The 20,740-nt window shown below is 46.2% G+C and carries 18 protein-coding genes; 12 read left to right on the plus strand and 6 right to left on the minus strand.

Going from position 1 to position 20,740, the window contains the following annotated elements; genetic code table 11:
• Nucleotides 1–52: 52 nt before the first annotated feature.
• Nucleotides 53–2,815 carry a pitrilysin family protein gene (locus FTT68_RS11140; RefSeq protein ID WP_035363281.1) on the plus strand — a complete coding sequence of 921 codons (2,763 nt, stop codon included), beginning with the start codon at nt 53–55 and terminating at the stop codon, nt 2,813–2,815.
• A 141-nt stretch (nt 2,816–2,956) separates the two neighbouring features.
• Here the strand turns inward: FTT68_RS11140 and FTT68_RS11145 are convergent, their stop codons facing one another.
• On the minus strand, nt 2,957–4,024 hold the full coding sequence (locus FTT68_RS11145; protein WP_160241186.1) for an amidohydrolase: 1,068 nt from the start codon (nt 4,022–4,024) through the stop codon (nt 2,957–2,959).
• A 124-nt stretch (nt 4,025–4,148) separates the two neighbouring features.
• Nucleotides 4,149–4,544, minus strand: a complete 396-nt coding sequence (locus FTT68_RS11150; RefSeq protein ID WP_005178954.1) for a DUF3144 domain-containing protein — start codon at nt 4,542–4,544, stop codon at nt 4,149–4,151.
• Nucleotides 4,545–4,652: 108 nt separating this feature from the next.
• Between FTT68_RS11150 and FTT68_RS11155 the strand changes: the two genes are divergently transcribed.
• The gene (locus FTT68_RS11155; RefSeq protein WP_016659155.1) at nt 4,653–5,285 is read left to right on the plus strand and encodes a hypothetical protein; all 633 of its coding nucleotides are present in this window, start codon (nt 4,653–4,655) and stop codon (nt 5,283–5,285) included.
• A gap of 22 nt (nt 5,286–5,307) precedes the next feature.
• Here FTT68_RS11155 and FTT68_RS11160 read toward each other — a convergent pair whose 3' ends face one another.
• Entirely contained in the window at nt 5,308–6,783 is a 1,476-nt protein-coding gene (locus tag FTT68_RS11160; protein WP_180056558.1) for a CYTH and CHAD domain-containing protein, read from the minus strand.
• Nucleotides 6,784–6,896: 113 nt separating this feature from the next.
• Complete coding sequence (locus FTT68_RS11165) at nt 6,897–8,354, minus strand: inorganic triphosphatase (protein ID WP_180175351.1); 1,458 nt, start codon at nt 8,352–8,354, stop codon at nt 6,897–6,899.
• A 236-nt stretch (nt 8,355–8,590) separates the two neighbouring features.
• Between FTT68_RS11165 and FTT68_RS11170 the strand changes: the two genes are divergently transcribed.
• The 4 genes from FTT68_RS11170 (at nt 8,591) to FTT68_RS11185 (ending at nt 11,956) form a co-directional block, all read left to right on the plus strand.
• Nucleotides 8,591–8,974 carry a DUF962 domain-containing protein gene (locus FTT68_RS11170; RefSeq protein WP_016659152.1) on the plus strand — a complete coding sequence of 128 codons (384 nt, stop codon included), beginning with the start codon at nt 8,591–8,593 and terminating at the stop codon, nt 8,972–8,974.
• A gap of 537 nt (nt 8,975–9,511) precedes the next feature.
• The gene (thiE, locus tag FTT68_RS11175; RefSeq protein WP_180175352.1) at nt 9,512–10,132 is read left to right on the plus strand and encodes a thiamine phosphate synthase; all 621 of its coding nucleotides are present in this window, start codon (nt 9,512–9,514) and stop codon (nt 10,130–10,132) included.
• 42 nt (nt 10,133–10,174) lie between these two features.
• Nucleotides 10,175–11,476: a glutamate-1-semialdehyde 2,1-aminomutase gene (hemL, locus tag FTT68_RS11180; RefSeq protein ID WP_160243004.1), complete on the plus strand. Its 1,302-nt coding sequence runs from the start codon at nt 10,175–10,177 to the stop codon at nt 11,474–11,476.
• 63 nt (nt 11,477–11,539) lie between these two features.
• Complete coding sequence (locus tag FTT68_RS11185; RefSeq protein ID WP_104499001.1) at nt 11,540–11,956, plus strand: heme-binding protein; 417 nt, start codon at nt 11,540–11,542, stop codon at nt 11,954–11,956.
• Nucleotides 11,957–12,161: 205 nt separating this feature from the next.
• Here the strand turns inward: FTT68_RS11185 and FTT68_RS11190 are convergent, their stop codons facing one another.
• On the minus strand, nt 12,162–12,776 hold the full coding sequence (locus FTT68_RS11190) for a hypothetical protein (RefSeq protein WP_180175353.1): 615 nt from the start codon (nt 12,774–12,776) through the stop codon (nt 12,162–12,164).
• 205 nt (nt 12,777–12,981) lie between these two features.
• On the opposite strand from FTT68_RS11190, the gene FTT68_RS11195 reads away from it, so the two are divergent.
• The 5 genes from FTT68_RS11195 to FTT68_RS11215 all read left to right on the plus strand — a co-directional run bounded on the left by FTT68_RS11195 (nt 12,982) and on the right by FTT68_RS11215 (nt 18,805).
• Nucleotides 12,982–13,680: a phosphopantetheine-binding protein gene (locus FTT68_RS11195; RefSeq protein ID WP_168396160.1), complete on the plus strand. Its 699-nt coding sequence runs from the start codon at nt 12,982–12,984 to the stop codon at nt 13,678–13,680.
• Nucleotides 13,681–13,821: 141 nt separating this feature from the next.
• Nucleotides 13,822–14,466, plus strand: a complete 645-nt coding sequence (locus FTT68_RS11200; protein ID WP_163145690.1) for an RluA family pseudouridine synthase — start codon at nt 13,822–13,824, stop codon at nt 14,464–14,466.
• Nucleotides 14,467–14,605: 139 nt separating this feature from the next.
• Complete coding sequence (gene rapA, locus FTT68_RS11205) at nt 14,606–17,443, plus strand: RNA polymerase-associated protein RapA (protein WP_104513564.1); 2,838 nt, start codon at nt 14,606–14,608, stop codon at nt 17,441–17,443.
• 185 nt (nt 17,444–17,628) lie between these two features.
• Entirely contained in the window at nt 17,629–17,895 is a 267-nt protein-coding gene (locus FTT68_RS11210; RefSeq protein WP_180175354.1) for a PAAR domain-containing protein, read from the plus strand.
• A gap of 109 nt (nt 17,896–18,004) precedes the next feature.
• Nucleotides 18,005–18,805: an alpha/beta fold hydrolase gene (locus FTT68_RS11215; protein WP_016659144.1), complete on the plus strand. Its 801-nt coding sequence runs from the start codon at nt 18,005–18,007 to the stop codon at nt 18,803–18,805.
• Nucleotides 18,806–18,825: 20 nt separating this feature from the next.
• Here the strand turns inward: FTT68_RS11215 and fabR are convergent, their stop codons facing one another.
• Nucleotides 18,826–19,452 carry an HTH-type transcriptional repressor FabR gene (gene fabR / locus FTT68_RS11220; RefSeq protein WP_228151050.1) on the minus strand — a complete coding sequence of 209 codons (627 nt, stop codon included), beginning with the start codon at nt 19,450–19,452 and terminating at the stop codon, nt 18,826–18,828.
• A gap of 207 nt (nt 19,453–19,659) precedes the next feature.
• On the opposite strand from fabR, the gene FTT68_RS11225 reads away from it, so the two are divergent.
• Nucleotides 19,660–20,730 carry a ferredoxin reductase gene (locus FTT68_RS11225; protein ID WP_156189208.1) on the plus strand — a complete coding sequence of 357 codons (1,071 nt, stop codon included), beginning with the start codon at nt 19,660–19,662 and terminating at the stop codon, nt 20,728–20,730.
• The last annotated feature ends 10 nt before the right edge of the window (nt 20,731–20,740 follow it).

Below are 20,740 nucleotides of genomic sequence, written 5' to 3' on the forward strand. Positions count from 1 at the left end.
AATGCTGCAGTCATGCAAGCGGCTGCAGCAGGTAAAAGGTATTGAAAAAATTATGTTAATGCGGTTTAAACAGCTCAGCCTGTCTTTGCTGATCATGGGTGTGGGGGCTACGACATTTGCCCAGCCGGTGTTGGTAAAATCTGAACAGCAGATTGAAGAATACCGGCTGGATAATGGTTTTCGGGTGATTCTGGCGCCGAATGCCAAAGAAAATAAAGTGGTGATGAGTACCATCTACTTTACCGGTTCCCTGAATGATCCCCAAGGCAAAGGCGGTATGGCGCATTTACTGGAACATCTGGCGTTTAAAGGCACCCAGAATGTCCCGGGAGATGAATTCCAGCGCCGTTTAAACCAGTACACCTTAAGCAATAATGCCAGCACCGATTACTACTCGACCAAATATCTGAACACCATCCGCCCAGATCAGACAGCCATTAATGAGATGATTTATCTTGAAGCCGAGCGTATGGACAAGCTGGTGCTGCAAGAAAAATTTGTGCCGGCAGAAATTGCGATTGTGAAGCGTGAACGCGAAGTGCGTATGGATCAGCCCTATGCGGTGTTAATGGATCAGGTCTGGAAAGCGGCCTATGGCAACCAGTATCTGGGCCGTTTACCGATTGGTGATCTGAATGAGTTGCAGTCGATTCAGATGCCGGAATTGCAGCGTTTTTATCGTAACTGGTATGCACCGAATAATGCCGTGATGGTGCTGACCGGCAAGTTTGATAAAGCGCAGGTACTCAAGCAGATTGATCAGCATTTTAGTCCGCTGGCCAAACGCCAGATTCCGGCACAGGTCAAGGTGCCAGTGCTGGATGCCCGTACCATCAAAAACCGGGATTTTTTAGTGCAAAAAGGCAGCCAGCTGGCCAAGTTCAATATCTATTTAAATGGTCAGAACGGCCAGCATAAAACCGCTCTGGCGTTGGCGCCGTATTTATACACCATGCAGCCGAGCGGGCATTTGTATCAGGGCATGGTTGAAACCGGTATCAGCACCATGGTGCAATCGACCACCTGGCTGGATCAGGATTTTAATCTGGTCTTTATGGGTGCCTTGTATGCACCGACTCATAATGCCAAGCAGGTTGAAACTGCCTTGCAGCAGGGTGTCGAGCAGGGCAAAAATTTTAATCAGACCGAGCTGAACCGGGTCAAAACCCTGATTCGTAATAGCCAGGACAGTCTGTTTAGCAATGCCAGTGCTCTTGCCGGTATGCTAAGTGATTATGTGGTATCGGAGCAGGGCAACTGGGCACAGTATTTTGTCCATCAACAGGAATTACAGGCCTTAACGGTGGATCAGGTCAATACACGTTTACAGCAATTCCTGATTCCTGAACATCGTATGCGCGGGCATATTCAGCCGACACCAGAAGAGCAGAAAAAGGCCCAGCAACAGCAGGCTGCTGAACCGCTGAAAACCCTCGATCAAATGGATGTACAGGCCGAGCCACTCAAAGACATCAGCAGCTATGAGCAGGAAATTCAGCAGTATCTGCACACATCCAAACAGGCCTTAAGCCAGACTGAAGCCAAAATCCAGCGTGGCACACTGGCCAATGGCATGAAATATGCACTGTTTCCCACCTCGACCCGGGACGATAAAACCTACGCCACCATTATAGTCGATTTTGGCAATGAAAAATCGCTGTTTAATCAGGGCGAGATTATTGACCTGATGGCCTATTTAATGCTGCGTGCCTCAGATCAGTACAGCCTGCAGGATATTGCCGACAAATCCATTGACGCCGGTGGTTCAGCTTCGGCACAGGCCAATAGCAATGGCGTGGCCATTTCGATTGTGGCCAAAAAAGATAAATTTGATGAGTTTTTCAGATTTGTCTTGGAAATCATGAAAAAGCCGCTGTTTGAACAGGCCCAGTTTGATCTGATCAAGGCACAAAGTCTGGCCAGTCTGGACCGGCCGTATACCGAGCCGGAAACCGTGGCTGCCTTAAATATGGCACGTTTGATCGAGCGTTATCAGCCGGGAGATTTGCGTTATCACTTCGAGCCGGAATTTGCCAAGCAGCAGTTGACCCAGGCCAGCAATGAGAAAGTCAAACAGCTGTATCGGCAGTTTTTTGCCATGGATCATGCCCGGATTGCCATTACCGGCGATTATGAGGCCAAGCCGGTTCTCAAGCTGTTGCAACAGCAGTTTGCCACTTGGAACGGAGCACAGCCGTATCAGCGTTTAAGCGTGCCGTATAACAGCTATGCGGCGCAAAAACAGCATGTACTGTCCGAACAGCGTGAGTTTGGCAGTTATCAGGGCGTGATGACCCTGCCCGTGGGAAATGATCATCCCGATGCAGCCGCATTAATGGTCATGAGTCATATTTTAGGGGACTCACAACTGACCTCACGTCTGGCGCAAGAGCTGCGTGAAAAAAATGCGCTGGTCTACAGTTTTGGCAGTTCGCTCAGTTTAAGCAGCTTTGAAAATTCCGGTGCCCTCAGTGTGAGTGCCAACTATACTGCCGGTAAAGCGGCGCAGTTGTCGCAGGCGGTACATAAAGTCTTTCAGGAGTTGCGCAAAAATGGCGTGACTGCACAGGAAGTAGCGGCGGCCAAGGCTGACATTCTGAAACAGCGTGTCACAGCGCTGGAAGATGAGCGCCGTATTCACCGGATGCTGGTGGCACAGCTGGAACTTGACCGTGATTTACCGTATCGGGAAAAACGTGATCAGGCCATTGCCCGACTCAGCAAAGCCGATATTGATGCGGTGATCCAGAAATATCTGCTGCCGCAACATTGGGTCGAAGTCATGGCTGATCAATATGGTCAGCCGGTAAAATAAGTGCTGATTACAGATCATTCATATAAAAAATCTCCCTAAACGGGAGATTTTTATGAAGCCGGTTATGTTGGCACTGATCCCATCTGCCAGCAATCCTTATAGGTGCTATGAGTAAGTATGAGGTGAATTTATCATAGAGAATTAGAGCCGATAGAATTGTTTGGCATTATCATGGAACACCTGCGCTAATGCCTGCGGATGATACGTCGCCACCACATCGCTAAAGGCATCAATAATCGTGACTAAGTCGCTACTGACCCGATCCATCGGGAAATTGGAACCAAACATCACCCGATACATACCAAAACTTTTTAGCGCATGCTGAATCAGCGGGGCAGTTAAATCAATGATTTCCTGTTTTGAGGCCAGCCGTTGCTGCTGATGAAACTGATGACCCAGTACCGGCATGAACAGCCCGGACAATTTGGTATAGACATTCGGGCAGCGCGCCAGTTCTGCCAGGTCTTCCTGCCAGCGAAACAGGATATTGTCGCGCGCAGTTTGGGTAATACCGGTATGCGAGCCGACCGGACCAAACAGACCGGCCGGTGTACCGAGGTGATCCAGCACAATTGAGGTTTCCGGAAACTGTTTTGCCAGGGCAATCACATCTTCCAGCTGGCTGGAATAGACCCAGGCATCAAAACTTAAATTATGCTGTGCCAGTAGTTCAAAGCCTTTCAGAAATTTTTTGTCACGGTATAAATGCGGATCATCGGCCCAGGCATAAATGTCTTTATCTTCATGAACCGCAGCCATTTTACGAATCCCGCGAAAATGTTGCGGCGCCGCTTTCTGATGCATTTTCAGAATCTGCTTGAACTGGCTGTCACGCGGGTCGGCCGTGGCCACCACTGCACCCAGCTGGATACCATTTTTGGTAAAATCCAGCGACTCAATAAAACGGGTTTCTCCAACCACACCTTTGCCTTTGTGGTCATGCCAGCTGGCCTCCACATGCACCACTTTTTCAACCGGATAAAAGCCGACATCGCGGCAATAATGCTCGGGCAAATAGGGGGCAGTGACATGCTGGGTATGTCCCAGGGTGTCAATCAGCGCTTTGGATTTTAGCGTACGGATGGTTTTATCCAGTAAGCGTGGATATTTCCCCAGCAGCTTGACCGCCAAGCGTGCGCTGTGTGGTGTGTTATACGGGTCCCATTGATGAATATGCGCATCAATCAGTGCAAATCCAAGATTTTGCATAGCAGGTTGGTTTGATCCTTGAAGATGTCTATTTTATTCAAAGCCAAGTCTGCAAAAAAGAAAAGGGTATTTATCGAAAAGATGACATTAAAAAAGCCCAACAGGGTGGACTTTTTTTAGCAATTTAATGATCGTGATCATGTTTGTGTTTATTGCTGTGAAACTCTTCATTACGACGGAAACGTAAATAGTTCTCGAACTGTTCACAGTATTCATCATAATTGTCTTCCAGCATCATCTGGAACTGCTGCAAAATGTAGGACATGACCTGATCTTTGGCAGCACGCATTTCCTCACCATCTTTGAAGTTATTGGCTGCGACCCAGGTATTAAAACGCGCCGTGCCGAACAACATGGCAGCACTGACCTGACCGCGTTTTTCCGCCGGTTGTTCCTGTGAGCCTTTTTCGACGCGACAAAATTCGTTGGCCTGTTTGATAAATTCATCAGCACGTTCAAAGAAAGCAGCATTTAACGCTTCTTCTTCGGTAACATCGGTTGCTTCAATCTTTTGAACCATGAATTTTTCCTAAGCTAAAATCATAAACAATAATTATAGGCAAAGCCTTGCAGAAACTAAACCTTTGTCTTACTCTAAAAATAGCCTAAGCAAGAAAAAGGAATCACGATGCAAGATGCAATTGCGGTTCAAAGTCTAAAAAGTGATATTGCGCTGCTGCGACAAAACATCTGGCCGCCGGCACATCTGGCCAATGTAGAAGGGCTGCCAATTTATTATGGCAATCCGGCTGAAGTTGAAGCCTATTTCCAGCAATGGTCCGGATTGATTGAGCGGGCACAAGAGCTGTTTCAGCCCTTTATGGAAGATGAAGTGCTGGATGCCATTCATCTGCCAAGTCACTTAAACCTGCCTTTATTTTTCTTTCATGTTGACCGAATCCGGATTAATAAAACCCGGGCCAAAGAATCAAAAACTTTTCGCGGTCTGGCCAGCTTGATGGAAAAGTGCGGCCAGTTTGATGCTACGCAGATGCTGGCGATGAAACAGTGGCTGGAGAGTGACGACAGCGCCGCACTGGTGGCACACCGTGAGTTTATTGATTTGCGTACCTATGTGTTTCAGCATGGGCAAAGTGAATACACCCGCACCCGTTTTTATGTCAACGGTATTGTGCTGAGTGTCGAACCGCATTTTCAGCTGGTGGATGCCCGGGAAAAACCGCGCAAGCAGCGGAGCGATAGTTATCATGATCCGCTGGCCGATAACGGTACCTGGAAGGTATTTGGCAAGTACCGCTAAATGATTATCTCCGTGCTGGGCTTTAGTCCGACCAGAAGGTTTTGCTGCGGGTAAATTCCAGCAAATGCTGCTGGGCTTCGGCCAGAACATGCTTTTGCTCGGCAGCAATCCAGCCCAGAACAAACCAGGCCTGTGGGTTTTGCTGAACCTCATGTTGAAACAGGGCTTCGGCCACCACCAGATCATTAAACTGCCCCAAAGATTCCTGTGCCGGTTTCAGTGCTTTCAGATACTGTTTGACGGCATCCGCTTCAAATAAAGAGGCAATAAACTCGACTGAATAACGCAGGCGTTTGAGTCGTTTGCGGGTGCGGTGCTTCTGTTCACTGTCAAGATGTTCAAACTGCACGGCATCCTGACAAATTTGCCGGTGCATTTTTGCAAGCTGTTTCCGTACCTGTTTTTTCAGCGATTGATCATCTTCATGTGCTGTGCACTGGCTAAACTGTAGCAGCTCCAGCAAGAGGCGCACTGTTTCTGGCGCGCGAAATAGTGCATCAATTTCATCGCTGCTTTCGCTACTTGCTGGCAGTTCCGCGAGGGGAGAGCCGGCCTTGGCCAGACGTGGCATCAGGCTTTCACTCAGCGCATCGCGGTCGCGGGTGGAACCAAGTTGCCGGAACAGTTCTGCCAATTGCGCTTGCCATTCGGGTTGTACCTGTTCGGACCAGTGACCAAAGATTTTCAGCGCGCTGCGTAAACGGCGAATGGCCACACGGGCCTGATGTACATGACCACTCTGATAATGATTGTCGGCAATCGCCGTGGCATTTGGTAATAAATGAGTCAGACAGTTGCTGACAATTTTGGCCAGCGCGCGGCTACTCGAATCATGTTTATCGAGACTAAAAGGTGTTTGATGTTGAACGGGCAAGATGTCCTGCTGATTCTTGAGCATCTGACCGCGCTGTGATTTGCTGCGAACATCAAGCCAGAGCTGATAGCGTTTTACCCATGGCTGCACAAAATCAATCAGGTCGCTAACATCGCCATGTTTCAGTTCAAACTCGACTTCGTAAATATCGCTTTGTGCTGTTGGTGTGCGGACTTCGCCCTGATCAAACGCCAGTTCAATTGCACTGTCTTTGACTTGTTCAAGCACAATCAGGCGTTGCACATCGGTTTCAAATTGCAGCTCCAGACCGGTATTTTTTAAATCGGCCTTTTTCAGCTCCAGCGCCTGTTTTAGCAAGGTTTGCGCCTGTTTATGTTCCTGATACAGGCTTAGATCCAGCTGCTCCGGTTCATCTGGGCCGAGGGCCAGTTCCAGTTCAAAACGCTCAAAATGATGCTGCCCCGGTGCTTTTAAGGTCTGACACCAGCGTTGACCTTCCAGACGCTGACGCAGGGCGATGGCATGCTGTGCCAGCTGCTGCTCAGGACTGTCATAATATTTGGCCCACAGCTGCATTGGCACGGCTTTTTTCTTGGCAATGGCTTTTTCAAAGGCGCGGCGCTGATGCACCGGCACCTGAAATTTCAGTTCGATTTCCGCCATAACCAACTCCTGCAATTTTTATTCTTGATTGACCTTACTATAGGCCAAGCCATGCATAAAAAGTAGCCATAAAGCGTATTCCTTTGTCTGGCCGGAGCGGGGAGTGGCTGAACTTACTTAATAAACTTGCGACTCACCAGGAATTGTTCGGTGGCATCCAGCAAGGCTTGCGCATGGACTTCCTGTTTTGCGGTCAGCCAGCCGAGTACAAACCAATCGCTGGCTTCCAGCTCAGTTTGCTGGATATACAGCGCAGCGGAGGAGAGAACCTGATATTCCTGCGCGGCCAGTTGGGCATCGTTCAGGGCTTTGCTGTACTTTTGCAGGTTTTTAACATCATAGATCGTGGTGAGTACCGGGAAAATAAATTTCAGGGCATTAATTTTCTGCGCCAGCTGATCCAGACTGTCAAAATCGGTCTGGCTGGTCTGGTTTAGCTGTTCTTGCAGTAATTTATATTGATGCTGCAAAGTCTGCTGAGCGGCCTGTTTTAAATCCTGCGCAGGGTGGGAGGCATCTTCATCCAGGCTAAACATCAACAGTTCCAGATAATGATGTACATTCTGGGTCGATTTCACCAGATTGGCCAGTTTCTCTTTAGCATATAAAATATCTTTGGCCAGATTCGAGGCGGTATTCGGATTCTGCAAAAAGGTGCCGAGGGTATTTTGCATGTGCTCTAAATGTTGCAGCTGGTCAAACTGCTGTCTAAACGCCAGTAACTGATTGGCCCATTTTTCCGAAATAGACGCACTCCAGTCTTTGAGCAAATGCACGGTTAAATACAGCTGATTCAGTGCATTTTGCGCCTGTACAATATGCTCGGCTTCATTAACACCCGCTGAAATAGCCGCAATGTTAGGTAGTAAATGCTGCAATTGCTGGGCAATTAACAGTCTTAAATTCTGATCGGCTGAGGCTTTTTTATTTAAACGGAATTCTTCAGCCAGACGCGGCGGGCTGACTTGTAAGTCTAAAGCCAGCAAATTGCCCATTTCGGCCTTGCTGCGTACATCTAACCAGAGCTGGTATTTCTTGACCCATTCAAAACAGAAGGCCAGCAGGGCCTGCACCGAACCAGATTTTAATTCAAACTCAACCTCATGGACGGGATATTCACGCTCGCCGCTGCGAATACAGCCTACATCTAAACTGGCTTCAATCTCGACTTCATCTAGCTGGATAACACGCAAAGTACGCGTAATATCGGTTTCAAATTGCAGTTGCAGCGGGCTTTCAGTCTGACTGAGAACTGCATCTAATAGCTGTCTGGCTTCGGGAGCGGCATCGTAAATGCTTAAATCAAGCGCAGGTGGCTGGTGCAGTTCGCCCAGGTCATGATTATGTTCAAAACGTTCAATATGGGTTTTGCCGGCTTTCAGTGTTTGCACCCAGCGCGTGCCTTCCAAGCGTTGTCTCAGCGCAATACCATGCTGTGCCAGTAGGCGGTCGGCAGTGTCATAATATCGGGCTTGCAGCGAAATGGTTTCAGATTTCTTAGGATCCAGCGCTTTAAGTAAGGCATTACGGCGCGCATCAGGAATTTGAAATTTTAATTCAATCTCGGTCATTCAATTGGTCCTAAAAAATTGAGCAATACAGCAAAAAAGTAGCTTTCTGGCAGATGACGCCGCTATACCAAATTATTATCAAGCGTCCAGAAAAGGCGTTCATTGTTTAAGGCTTCTGATTGTAACCAAAATCTGTCCTGAAAAAAGTAGCCAGAAAAATAGCGCGAACAAAGTGGCTTTTATTTGTACAGAAAATGCGGTAATTTGAGCAAGAACAGAGCATCAGGATGATGAACATGAACGCACCCCTCAACACCGAATGGGCGAAAAAACCGGATGACACGCCTCAAGGTCCAATTCAAAATTATCACGAGTTTTATCGTTTTTATTTAACCGAACACCGCAATATCATGAGCCGGCGTCTGCATATGCTGGGCAGTGGTATCGGCCTGATTTGCCTGACGCAAATGGTCAGGCAGCGTAAGCCACGTTACTTTGTCTATGGACTGGTGGCCGGTTATGCCTGCGCCTGGGTCGGTCATTTTTTCTTTGAAAAAAACAAGCCGGCCAGCTTTAAACAGCCGCTGTATAGCTTTATTTCTGACTGGCGAATGTTTGCCGACATTCTGCGCGGCAACCTGAGTCTTAAAGACCGCGCACTGGATAAAATTGACAGCTAATCTTCATTTTTCGAGCAAAACTAAAACTTTCGGTCAAAAATAAGATGAATGGTCAAAAAATTCATTGAAATTGTAGAGTGAATGTTCTATTAATTGAAGCAATGCAGAGTGTATGACACTTTGATGACATCAGTTTTTAACTTTCCAAGCCTGGAGTGACCTTTCTCCGGGCTTTTTTTATAGCTGGAATCATTGAAATAAAAAGAATGAAGAGAGTCAAAAGAGTGTGGACGTGCTAGCGTTTGATCACATTTCCCCAAATGCGTCCTGGCATCAAATTCTAGTACGTCCATGAGACCATGAATGCACGTTGGTTGTTATTGATATAAAAAAATAAAAAACAACAACTTATATCGTTATTATTGTGAGTCTTAGTAAATACCGAAACCGGCGCTGACTCTATCCCCAATACTAGGGATTTTGCATAAAAATCTGAACTGAAACAAAGCATCAGCGAAAATACAGGCAAGGCCTGCTCTTGAGCTGTAACTATGTAATAATGAGAGCCAATTTTTTGAGGTGTTTCAGGCAGGCAAAATGCGTGGCTTATATTTAATTACCAATGATGATCCGATTGAACTGCTTTTAGCCAAACTTGAAGGTGCAATGGCGACCTATGAAGTTGCAGTCTTGCAATATCGCCGTAAAAAGGTGGCAAAAGAAGATCAGGCTTATGAAATTGAATATATGAAATCATTGTGTGCACAGTACAAAGTGCCATTTGTGATTAATGATGATTTGGAAGCTGCGGTAAAATATGGTGTCGGCGTGCATTTGGGTCAAGATGATGGCTCAATTGTCGAAGCCGCAGCACGTTTACCGAAGAATGTCCTGATTGGCCGCAGCTGTAACAATTCACTTGAACTGGCAGAGCAGGCCATTGCCGATGGCGCTAACTATGTGGCATTTGGGGCAATTTTCGCCACCGATACTAAGCCGGAAGCCGGCAATATTGGTCTAGAAACCTTAAAGCAGGCCAAAGCAAAACTGAATGTACCCATCTGCGCGATTGGTGGGTTAACCGTGGAAAATAGTCAGCAGGTGATTGATGCTGGTGCCGACCTTTGTGCGGTGATTAGTGATATATTAGGTCGTCCGATGCATACCGTTGCTCAACGCGTATATGACTGGTCTGAACTATTTAAAAAGGCGGTTTAAGCCGAAATTTTTGTCTGATTTTATTTTGAGTTGAGTCGATTCATGAGCCTATCTCCAAAGCAAGAACAATTATTTAAACAAGCCAGCAAACATATTCCAGGTGGCGTGAACTCACCGGTGCGTGCGTTCAATGGTGTAGGCGGCACGCCGGTCTTTATTGAAAAAGCCCAAGGCGCATATTTATATGATGTAGATGGTAAACGCTATGTCGATTATGTCGGTTCATGGGGGCCAATGATTTTGGGCCATGCCCATCCAGCGATTATTAAAGCGGTGCAGGATGCTGCGGTAGACGGTTTAAGTTTTGGTGCGCCAACCGTTCATGAAACGACGCTGGCCGATATTATCTGCGAAATCATGCCATCAATTGAACTGGTGCGTATGACCAACTCCGGTACTGAAGCGACCATGACCGCGATTCGTCTGGCACGTGGTTATACCGGCCGTGACAAGATCGTGAAATTTGAGGGCTGTTACCACGGTCACTCAGATTCATTACTGGTGAAAGCCGGTTCTGGCCTGTTAACCAAAGGTGAGGGTGAAGCGACCTCTGCCGGTGTTCCTGCGGATTTTGCCAAACACACCTTAACCCTGCCATATAACGATATTGCCACCTTAAAAGAATGCTTTGCCAAGTTTGGTTCAGAAATTGCCGGGGTGATTGTGGAACCGGTTGCCGGTAACATGAACCTGGTTGCGCCAATTGATGGTTTCTTGCAAGCCATTCGTGATGTCTGTGATGAACATGGCTCGGTGTTTATTATTGATGAAGTGATGACCGGTTTCCGTGTTGGCTTAGGCGGTGCGCAAGCACATTATGGCGTAACTCCGGATTTAACCACTTTAGGTAAAATCATCGGTGCCGGCTTACCAGTCGGTGCATTCGGTGGTAAACGTGAAGTGATGGAATGTATCGCACCATTGGGTAAGGTCTATCAAGCAGGTACGCTATCAGGTAACCCATTGGCAATGCGTGCCGGTATAGAGATGTTCAAACATCTTCGTGCTGAAGGTTTCTATGAGAAATTGTCTGCGCAACTTGAGAAACTGCTGGTTGGCTTGCAAGCTGCTGCGGATGAAGCCGGTATTGCGTTTAAAACCCAGCAAGTGGGCGCGATGTTTGGTCTGTACTTTACCGATCAGGACGATATCACCAGCTTTGACTCGATGCTAAAATGTGATGTCGATGCTTTCCGTAAATTCTTCCACGGCATGCTGGAGCGTGGCGTGAACCTGGCACCATCTGCATTTGAAGCCGGCTTTATTTCAAGCGCGCACAGCGATGAAGATATCGAGTTTACCATTCAGGCGGCAAAAGCCACTTTTGCTGAGATGAAAGCGTAAATTTGACCTCTCCCTAACCCTCTCCTAAAAGGAGAGGGAAGCTTCAGTTAATTCGAGATCAAAATGAAAACCAAACATTATATGACTTTAAGTGATGCTGAATTTCTATTAAATGAAGCGCATCAATATGCGATACAGCATAACTTTAATGTCAGTATTGCCGTGGTGGATGAAACGGGCAGTTTACTGGCCATGAAACGTATGGATGGGGCAGCACCAATGACTGCAAATCTAGCCATCGAAAAAGCCAAATGTTCTGCCATGAGTCGCCATGCATCCAAACTGTTTGAAGATATTATCAAAGGCGGTCAGATGGGCTTCCTGACCATGGAATCATTTTCAGGGATGCTAGAAGGTGGTGAACCGATTATGTATCAAGGGCAGCTCGTCGGTGCGATGGGTGTGTCGGGTGTGAAGTCGTTTGAAGATGCGGAGATTGCACGGGTAGCGATTGAGAAGTTTGTAGCACAGCAAAGTTAATTCAAGAAAAAAATTGATTAGCTCAACTCAATAAATTCATCCAAAGTTGTACCAAAATGAAGCGTGGAACGTTAAATATGAATTAAAAAGCCCAATCGCTAATGATTGGGCTTGCCTATATACAATAAAATTATGATTTAAAAAGGAAATCAAAAGAATTTCGTACAACGTGTATTATGTTAATTTAAGGAAATCTTAAAGTTAATTAACTTATTTCCTTTATTTCCTTTATTTCCTTTATTTCCTCATTGAGTATTTTCAATACTGTTAAACATATATCTAAACGCTGCCTATCTGAAAGATTAGGTACATCACTCGGGTATATCCGAACATTTATTCCATTCCAAATAAACCAATCATTTCCATTTTTGCATGGCTCTACATTTAGAAATTTATCATTACCTGCATAACCTGTAGATGCATTAAATTGTCGTGACTCCATCAAGACTCGCACAATAGGGTATTTTTTATTAGATTTATTTTCCCAATTTCTTTTTAGTAGCCTATTTACCGTATTTGGCCACCTTATATGAAAACCATTATCACTAAAATATTCTCTAGGTATTAACCAGAATCTGCTATTACGTTTAATTAGGGCATATTTACGGGAATCATATTTTGGCAATCGTGCTTGTTCCTCTAGAGTGTACCTATCAAATTCTTGAGCCAATCGAAGCCGTTGTCTTTCCATTTTGCTACTAATTTTTGCATTTTGTTCTTGCTCTGATAGAGGAATGCATTTAAGTACAAACCATGCCATAAATATTATGAGCAATAAAACTCCGATAAAGCCTTTAGAAGAGTAAGTTTTTATTTTCATTGTTTCAAATAGGGTTAATGATTTAACTACCTAAATTAATCTATAGTTCGATCAATTGCTTGTATTGAATTATGCTTATTTAAGATAATGGCGATTATACGAAATTAGAACAATAAACGTCTGTGAAATCAAAGTGTTTTTTAAATCGATGCTAAACTAAAATAGCATGAATCATCATGCTATTTTGTATTTATAAGAGCCTTCCATGCTGTACCTCATGCCCAAAAAAATCCAACTCGTACCATCTCAAGCCAAATGGCAGCTTGCATCAAATGAATCTGTTTTGGTACTGGTAGGACTGCAAAACCTAAGGATGATGGTAGGTATACAGGACAGCGACCTGATGACTCATCTGATCCAGATCAGCAATAAAGCCAAAGCACTGGACATTCCTATTGTCGATCTATACGGCGATGATGTCCTGCAAGGCATGCAGCAGTTGGGTGAATACGCTTCAACCCATCCCCAACTGATTTTTGCCGGACAGGTCACTCCGATGCTAAAACAGATTTTACCGCATCTGTATAGCGTGACCGAACAGCTCTGTGTGGTCGACGATGCGATTTTATTGGTGAATCAGGAACAGCATATTCAGTGGATTGAAAATATTTCGGCACAGGGGATACATCACTTAAATACCTATAGCCTGACTCGCTTATGGGATTTAAGTGCGCCGTCAGAATATGTATTGTCGACCAAAGGCATTATGTTGGCTGTCGCAGAACAGCTGGATATGGATGCCTTGGAAATTGATCCTTATGTCGACCTAAAAAATTATGGTCTGGATTCGGTAGCGATGGTGAGTCTGGTCGGTTTATGGCGTGCCAATGGTGCCAATATTCGCTATGAAGATCTGCAGTCCAAACCCACACTTCACGGATTGCTGCAGATTTTAACGGACTAAATTTGCCATTTTCAGAAAATTGACATTTTTATTCAGCAAAATCGGAAAAAACGTCTGCAATTTGCGCAAATTGCATTGTAATTGTGGTGCAAGGTTTTTATCATTGCCGCCTTATTTTCGCGATCAGCCTGGAAGTGTACTTTGAGTAATTTTCTAACCGAACACCTGATTTATCGAGATGAAGATTTTATGCTCATCCATAAACCGGCCGGCTTACTCACAGTGCCAGGAAAAACAGCAGATTTACAAGACTGCCTGATCAGCCGTTTGGTCGCCATTGAGCCTAAAACCCTGTTAATTCATCGTCTGGATCGTGACACCTCAGGTATTTTGGTGTTTGGTCTTAGCCGCTTGGGGCAAAACAAGATTTCACGCCAGTTTCAGGAACGCCAGACCGATAAGCATTATCAGGCAGTGGTGGCCGGGCATCTATACGGCGAAGGCACCATTGATGTGCCGGTGGTCTATGATCCAACCCGTCCGCCGTTGCATATGGCCGATCCTTCTCATTCGAAACCGGCGCTTACCCACTGGCAGGCGCTGGAACAGTTTGAAATAAATGGACAGGCGGTTACGCGGGTCAAACTTATTCCAATTACCGGCCGTTCGCATCAGCTGCGGGTGCATATGCAATATCTGGGTCATCCAATTATTGGCGATACCTTATATGCCACGCCAGAGCAGCAACAGCTGTCTCCACGCCTGTGTTTGCATGCGGCGTATTTAAGTTTTCAACATCCTCAAACGGGAGAAACACTGGAGTTTAATTGCCCGGTGCCGTTTTAAGGGAAACATATCCTCATGAATTTAAGCTCACTTTTTGGTGGGCTTTATGTCAAAATATATTGCTTTACGATGTCAAATTTTGCTCAAATGGCAAGCAGTCCTTGAGTGATAACGCGACAGTCCTAACTTCTAGAAAAAGGTGGAAAAATTGCAGCAGTTTGCTATTGGTCAACGTTGGTTGTCAGATACAGAAACAGAACTGGGCTTAGGCGTTCTTATTGATGTAGATGAACGTTCAATCAGCATTTTATTCCCCAAGAGTGACGAAACCCGTGTCTATGCACGTAACAATGCACCTTTGTCCCGTATCGTGTTTAATGCGGGCGATGAAGTACAGGACCAGGAAGGCCTGAAATGGACGGTTCAGAGTCTGGAAGATCGCGGTGGCGTGGTGCGTTATAACGTGGTACGTCAGCTGGAAGATGGTTCAGAAGAACAGAAATCGCTGAATGAAACCCGAATTGGCGCGCAAATCCAGCTGTCTAAACCCTTAGACCGTTTACTGGCCAGCCAGATTGACTATAAAGAATGGTACGACCTGCGTATTGAAGCGCTGTTGATGCAGGCCAATATGCACAGCAGTCCGCTGCGTGGCCTGATTGGTTCACGCGTTGGCCTGATTCCGCATCAACTCTATATTGCCCACGAAGTCGGTAAGCGTTTTGCACCGCGTGTATTACTGGCCGATGAAGTGGGTTTGGGTAAAACTATTGAAGCTGGTCTGATCATTCATCAGCAGCTCAAAACCGGCCGTTCAGAACGTATTTTAATTTTGGTGCCAGATTCACTGCAATATCAGTGGATGATTGAAATGCGCCGCCGTTTCAACCTGCAGTTCTCTTTATTTGATCTGACCCGTACAGCGTCAATTAAAGAACATGACCCGGATTTAAACCCGTTCCTGACCGAGCAATGTATTATTGCTTCTATTGACCTGATGATTGACCACGAAGATCTGCGTGAGCAGGCACTTGAAGCTGGTTTTGATTTACTGGTGGTTGATGAAGCGCATCACCTGATGTGGTCAGAAGAAGAAGGCGGCAATGACCGTTATGATCTGGTCGAAGAATTTGCTGAACAAACGGCCGGTGTGTTGCTCTTAACTGCAACCCCGGAACAGTTGGGTGTTGAAAGTCACTTTGCCCGTTTACGCCTGCTCGATCCTCAACGTTTCAGTTCGTTGGACCGTTTCCTGGATGAAGAAGCGCAATATCAGCAAACAGCCAAAATTGCCGAAGTGCTGATGTCCGACATGCCACTGGAAGAAGGTCATCTGGCCGCTTTGGAAGGCTTACTGGGCCATCGCATTGAAGACCATCCGGAACAGCGTTTCCGCGCCATTCATGAACTGTTAGACCGTCATGGTACCGGCCGTATTTTATTCCGTAACACCCGTGAAGCGATTCAGGGCTTCCCGGGACGGGACTGTCAGCCAGCACCACTGCCAGCCCCAGAGCACTGGGCCAAAGAGGGCAAGTTGCGTGAACAGATGTGGCCAGAAGAAGGCCAGCTTGATGGTGCGTGGATGGAAACCGATCCGCGTGTAATGTGGCTGATGGAAAAGCTGCGCAGCGATTTAAAACACAAAAAAGTGCTACTGATTGCACGTAGTGGTCCGGTGGTGGAAGCGCTAGAAAATGCACTGCGTTTACATGCCGGTATCCGTACCGCGATGTTCCATGAAGGCATGAGCCTGCTGGAACGTGACCAGGCAGCGGCGTATTTCGCAGAAGATTCCTATGGTGCGCAAATCCTGCTCTGTTCGGAAATTGGTTCAGAAGGGCGTAACTTCCAGTTTGCATCAGATTTAATTTTATTTGATTTACCGGCGAATCCGGACGTACTGGAACAGCGAATTGGCCGTCTAGACCGGATTGGTCAGGAAAACCGGATTCAGATTCACGTGCCGTATTTACTTGGCACGGCGCAAGAACGCATGTTCCGCTGGTATAACGAAGCGTTGAATATATTCAGCAATATTTCCCCAACGGCGCAGACCTTGCAGGAAAACTTCATTGTTGAATTAAAAGACTGCTTACTGGCAGATCAAGGCCAGCAGTTTGAAGAATTGCTGGAAGCGGTTAGCGTACAGCGCGAAGCCTTGGAAGCTGAACTGCAGGAAGGCCGTGACCGTTTACTGGAATACAACTCTTGCCGTCCGGTGGTGGCGCAGGAAATTGTCCAGGCGCTGGAAGATTATGATGACAACACTACCTTGCCAATGTTCATGAAGCGCTTTATGGCTTCAACCAACATCGACTTTGATGAACAAAGCAATGGCACAGTCATCATCAAGCCAACAGACCAGATGCAGGTGCAAGGTCTGACTTTAGATGAAGAGGGCATGACTGCGACTTTCTATCGTGATCAGGCTCAAATCCGCGAAGATGCACAATATCTGACTTTGGAACATCCATTTACCGAAAGCGTGATGGAAATGATCAATACCCAAAGCTTTGGTAGTACCAATGTGGCGGTGTTAAAGTCAGCTGCATTACCGCAAGGTTCGGTGCTGCTGGAAGTGTGGTTCAAGGTTGATGTGATTGCACCAAAAGCATTGAACCTGCCATCAAGCTTGCCGCAGCAATTGATTCGTGTATTGCTGAGTGAAAAAGGTCAGGATCTGTCGCAAAAAATTGCCCCTGAAATCTTAAAACCGTATTTACATCATTTAGATGGCAATAGCTGCCGTCAGGTGGTAAAAGCACGCCGTGAAGTGATTGAGCAGCGTTATGCACAGGCGCTGGACATTGCCAAAACTGCCTTGCCGGGCTTAAAAGAGCAGGCCAAAGAGATGTATGGCGCGAAATGGCAATATGAAATTGACCGTCTAACGTATCTGAAGCAATTTAACCCAAGCATCCGTGAAGATGAAATCAGCCGTTTGCAGAAATTGCAAAAAGAAGGTTTAAGCCTGCTTGACGGTATTGCGGTTACCCCGGAAGCAATTCAGGTGATGGTGGTGGTTAAACCATAACAGTCGTAATTTTTAGAAAAGCACCTTCGTGAACTGCACCCCGAAAGTTGGACACTTTTAGTCTAATTTGAAGGGTGCTTTTTTATGCTGATTTGCCTGACATAAACAGCCCGGCGATCAGTGCACTAGAGTCCGGTAAAATGTTCATGCTAAGATGAGCCAAATTTTTAAAAGATATAACAACGATGGGTAAAGCATTAGTCACTTTAGGCTCTAAAACTTCACATGGCGGTGTGGTTGCTGAATGTGAAAGTTCATTTGTTATTAATGGCATTGCCGTGCATTTAAATGGCATGAAGCATTATTGTCCAAAATGTAAAACCACTGTAGCTGCCATTGCGGTTGATCCAACCACCCAGGTCAAAGGGCGTGGTGTGGTGATTGTTGGTGATAAAACCACCTGCGGTGCAACTTTCTTGCCTAGCCAGAATCTGGTGGTGTCGGCCAAATAAATATATTGGTCAGGCGTAGAGTGTTGAACCAGCCTGGCTGATCTTGAGAATCGCAGCAAAAAATTAAAATTACCTCCTGCAAAATGGATTATCTGCTTCAAATACCTTTATGACCAAAACTGTTGTTTATTTTGCCCATGCCAATGGCATCGCCAGTCCTTGCTATCAGACCTTTTTTGATTATTTTGATGCCGATATTGAGCTGAAATATATTCCGGTCATTGGCCTGAATCCGGACTATCCGGTTGAGCCAAAATGGGAAAAACTGGTGGCGCAGGTCATTGCCGATATCGAGTTACAAACACCAAAACAGGCGGTGGTCGGTTTGGGGCATTCTTTTGGCGCGCTGGTGTTGCTGATGGCATCTTATCAACGGCCAGATTTATTTAGCCAGCTGATTTTAATGGACCCGCCTTTTGTGATTGGTAAAACAGCGCCGATATTCGAGTTATTGCAAAAGCTGGGTTCAAAACAGATTGACCGTTTAACCCCGGCCGGGCTGAGTCTGAAACGTAAAGACGCCTGGTCTAGCCGTGAGCAGGCTTATCAGCAGTTACGTGGCAATGCCTTGTTTAAACAGTTTGATGAGCGCTGTTTTCAGGATTTTATCCGGCATGGTCTTAGAGAAGATGAGGCCGGCATCAGCTTACAGATTCCAAAACAGGTCGAGGCAGATATTTTTAGAACTGTACCAAGCTGGTGGTGGCGTTGGCCGCGTAAAGCCCCAAATTTACCGGTGCATTTAATCACGGCAGAGCAGAGTGCTTTTTATAAGCAAGGTTTCCCGCAGGGACTAAAAAAGATATATGGCATTGAGTTTAGTGTTGTAGCGGGTGGGCATATGTTCCCGCTGGAATCTCCTGAGCAGAGCGCACGCGATGTGCAGCAGCGGATTCGATCAACACTTTAAATAAGCAGTTTAAAATCCAGTTAACGGATTTGTGCTTCATCTAAATGGCGTGCGCCTTCGAGCAGCATCCGGATCATGATCATGGTTTGCTCGGCAATGATTTTACGTTCATTGGCGGGCATATCAATCACTTTGGCACCCATATTAAACACCAGCTGGGTAATGGCTGAAGAAACAATCTCCGGATGGGACAGTTTGCTGTTATTCAAACGCTCTAGACGAATCAGGTCATCTTTTAGTTCCTGCTGGAAATAGTTCAGCTGACGTTCCACTGCCTGCTTATAAGACGTCGATCCGGTATAGCCTTCACGCAACAGCAGACTTAAATTACCTTCATCAGCATCTAGCTGTTCAATAAAGACTTCAACCGAGGTGCGGATAATGCTGTTCTGTTTGGATGCTTTTAAACGTGCCTGATTCAGAATCTGACGCAGCACATGGCCGGCCCGGTCAATCAGGGCAATGGCCAGCTCATCAATATCTTTAAAGTGACGATAAAAACTATTCGGTGCAATACCGGCTTCGCGCGCGACTTCACGCAGGCTTAAAGAGGCAATACTTTTTTGGGGTCCGATCAGATTCAGTGCAGCCTGAAACAGCTCTTCCTTGGTAATGGTCGCTTTCCTGCCGACCGTACGCACCGTCATGGGTTCACGGATGTTGGGAACATCTTGGGCAAGAACATCATTACTTATTTTCATGGCAGGCTGAGTCATAGGGTCCAGAGCTGAAAGGCTTTTCAGTAGTATAGCCGTTGTGTGTGAACTTGTGAAATGAATAGAAACAATACAAGCGTATATACAAATATATATACATGTGTATAATAATTGAGAATTCATCGCGTGGTGTAGGCTATGCACGTTATCGAAAAGTCGAAATCTCCCCTCAAATCTCTTGCGAGTGCGATTGTTGATCCGTACTCGGCAAACTTCTGGTTACAAAAAATCAATCCGTTGTGGTCTGTGAATCAGGCATTGGGCAAGATTGTGCAAAAGCAGCAGACCGCGCAGGACACGGTCAGCCTGATGGTGCAGTTCAATCAGAAATTCCAGCTTGGACAGGCGGGCCAACATCACCCGGTCTTTGTCACCATTGAAGGAATTCGCTATGAGCGTACCTACAGCCTGACGCAACTGGATACTCAGCATGTGCTGTTAACCGTTAAAAAAGTCGATCAGGGTAAAGTCAGCAGCTGGTTGGTCAATCAGGCCAATGTGGGCGATATTCTGGAATTTGGCCAGCCTTATGGCGATATGTTGTTGCCTGAAGCGACACAGCCACTCATTTTGCTGGCTGCCGGTAGTGGTATTACCCCAATGTATAGCCTGGTCGATGCTTTGGCCAAATCGGGTCAATTAAAGCAGACCCCGGTTAAACTGATGTACTGGGTAAAAACCTTTGCCGATGTTGCTTTTAAAACCCAGTTTGAACAATGGGCGACACAATATCCACACTTTAGCTTTGACGTGTTTTATACCCAGGCAGGGGAAACACCGGCACAGCGTCTGAATGAAAGCCATCTGCAAGCCCTTGAGCAGATTGAACAGAGCGCAGTCTATGCCTGTGGTCCATCGGGTTTTGCTGCACGGGTAGAAGAACTGTTTGCGCATGCACAACAATTAAAAACTGAAGCCTTTAGCATGAGCCCAATGCTCAATGAAGAAGCTGGTTTTGTGCAGGTGACCTTAACCCAATCGAATAAAACCGTGACCATTCCCAAAGGCCAATCTATTTTGACCAGCCTGGAGCAGCAGAATATTCAACCGAAGCATGGCTGCCGTATGGGAATTTGTAATAAATGTGCCTGCAACAAAGTCGAAGGCTCGACCAAAAATCTGGTGAATGGTGCACAAAACACCGAACCGGGTAATTTGCTCAAGCTTTGCGTGAATTCGGCACAAACAGACTTAGTTATTGACTTATAAGCGGGTACAC

It is taken from the genome of Acinetobacter sp. Q85-2, from assembly GCF_013420555.1.
Lineage (GTDB): Bacteria > Pseudomonadota > Gammaproteobacteria > Pseudomonadales > Moraxellaceae > Acinetobacter > Acinetobacter indicus.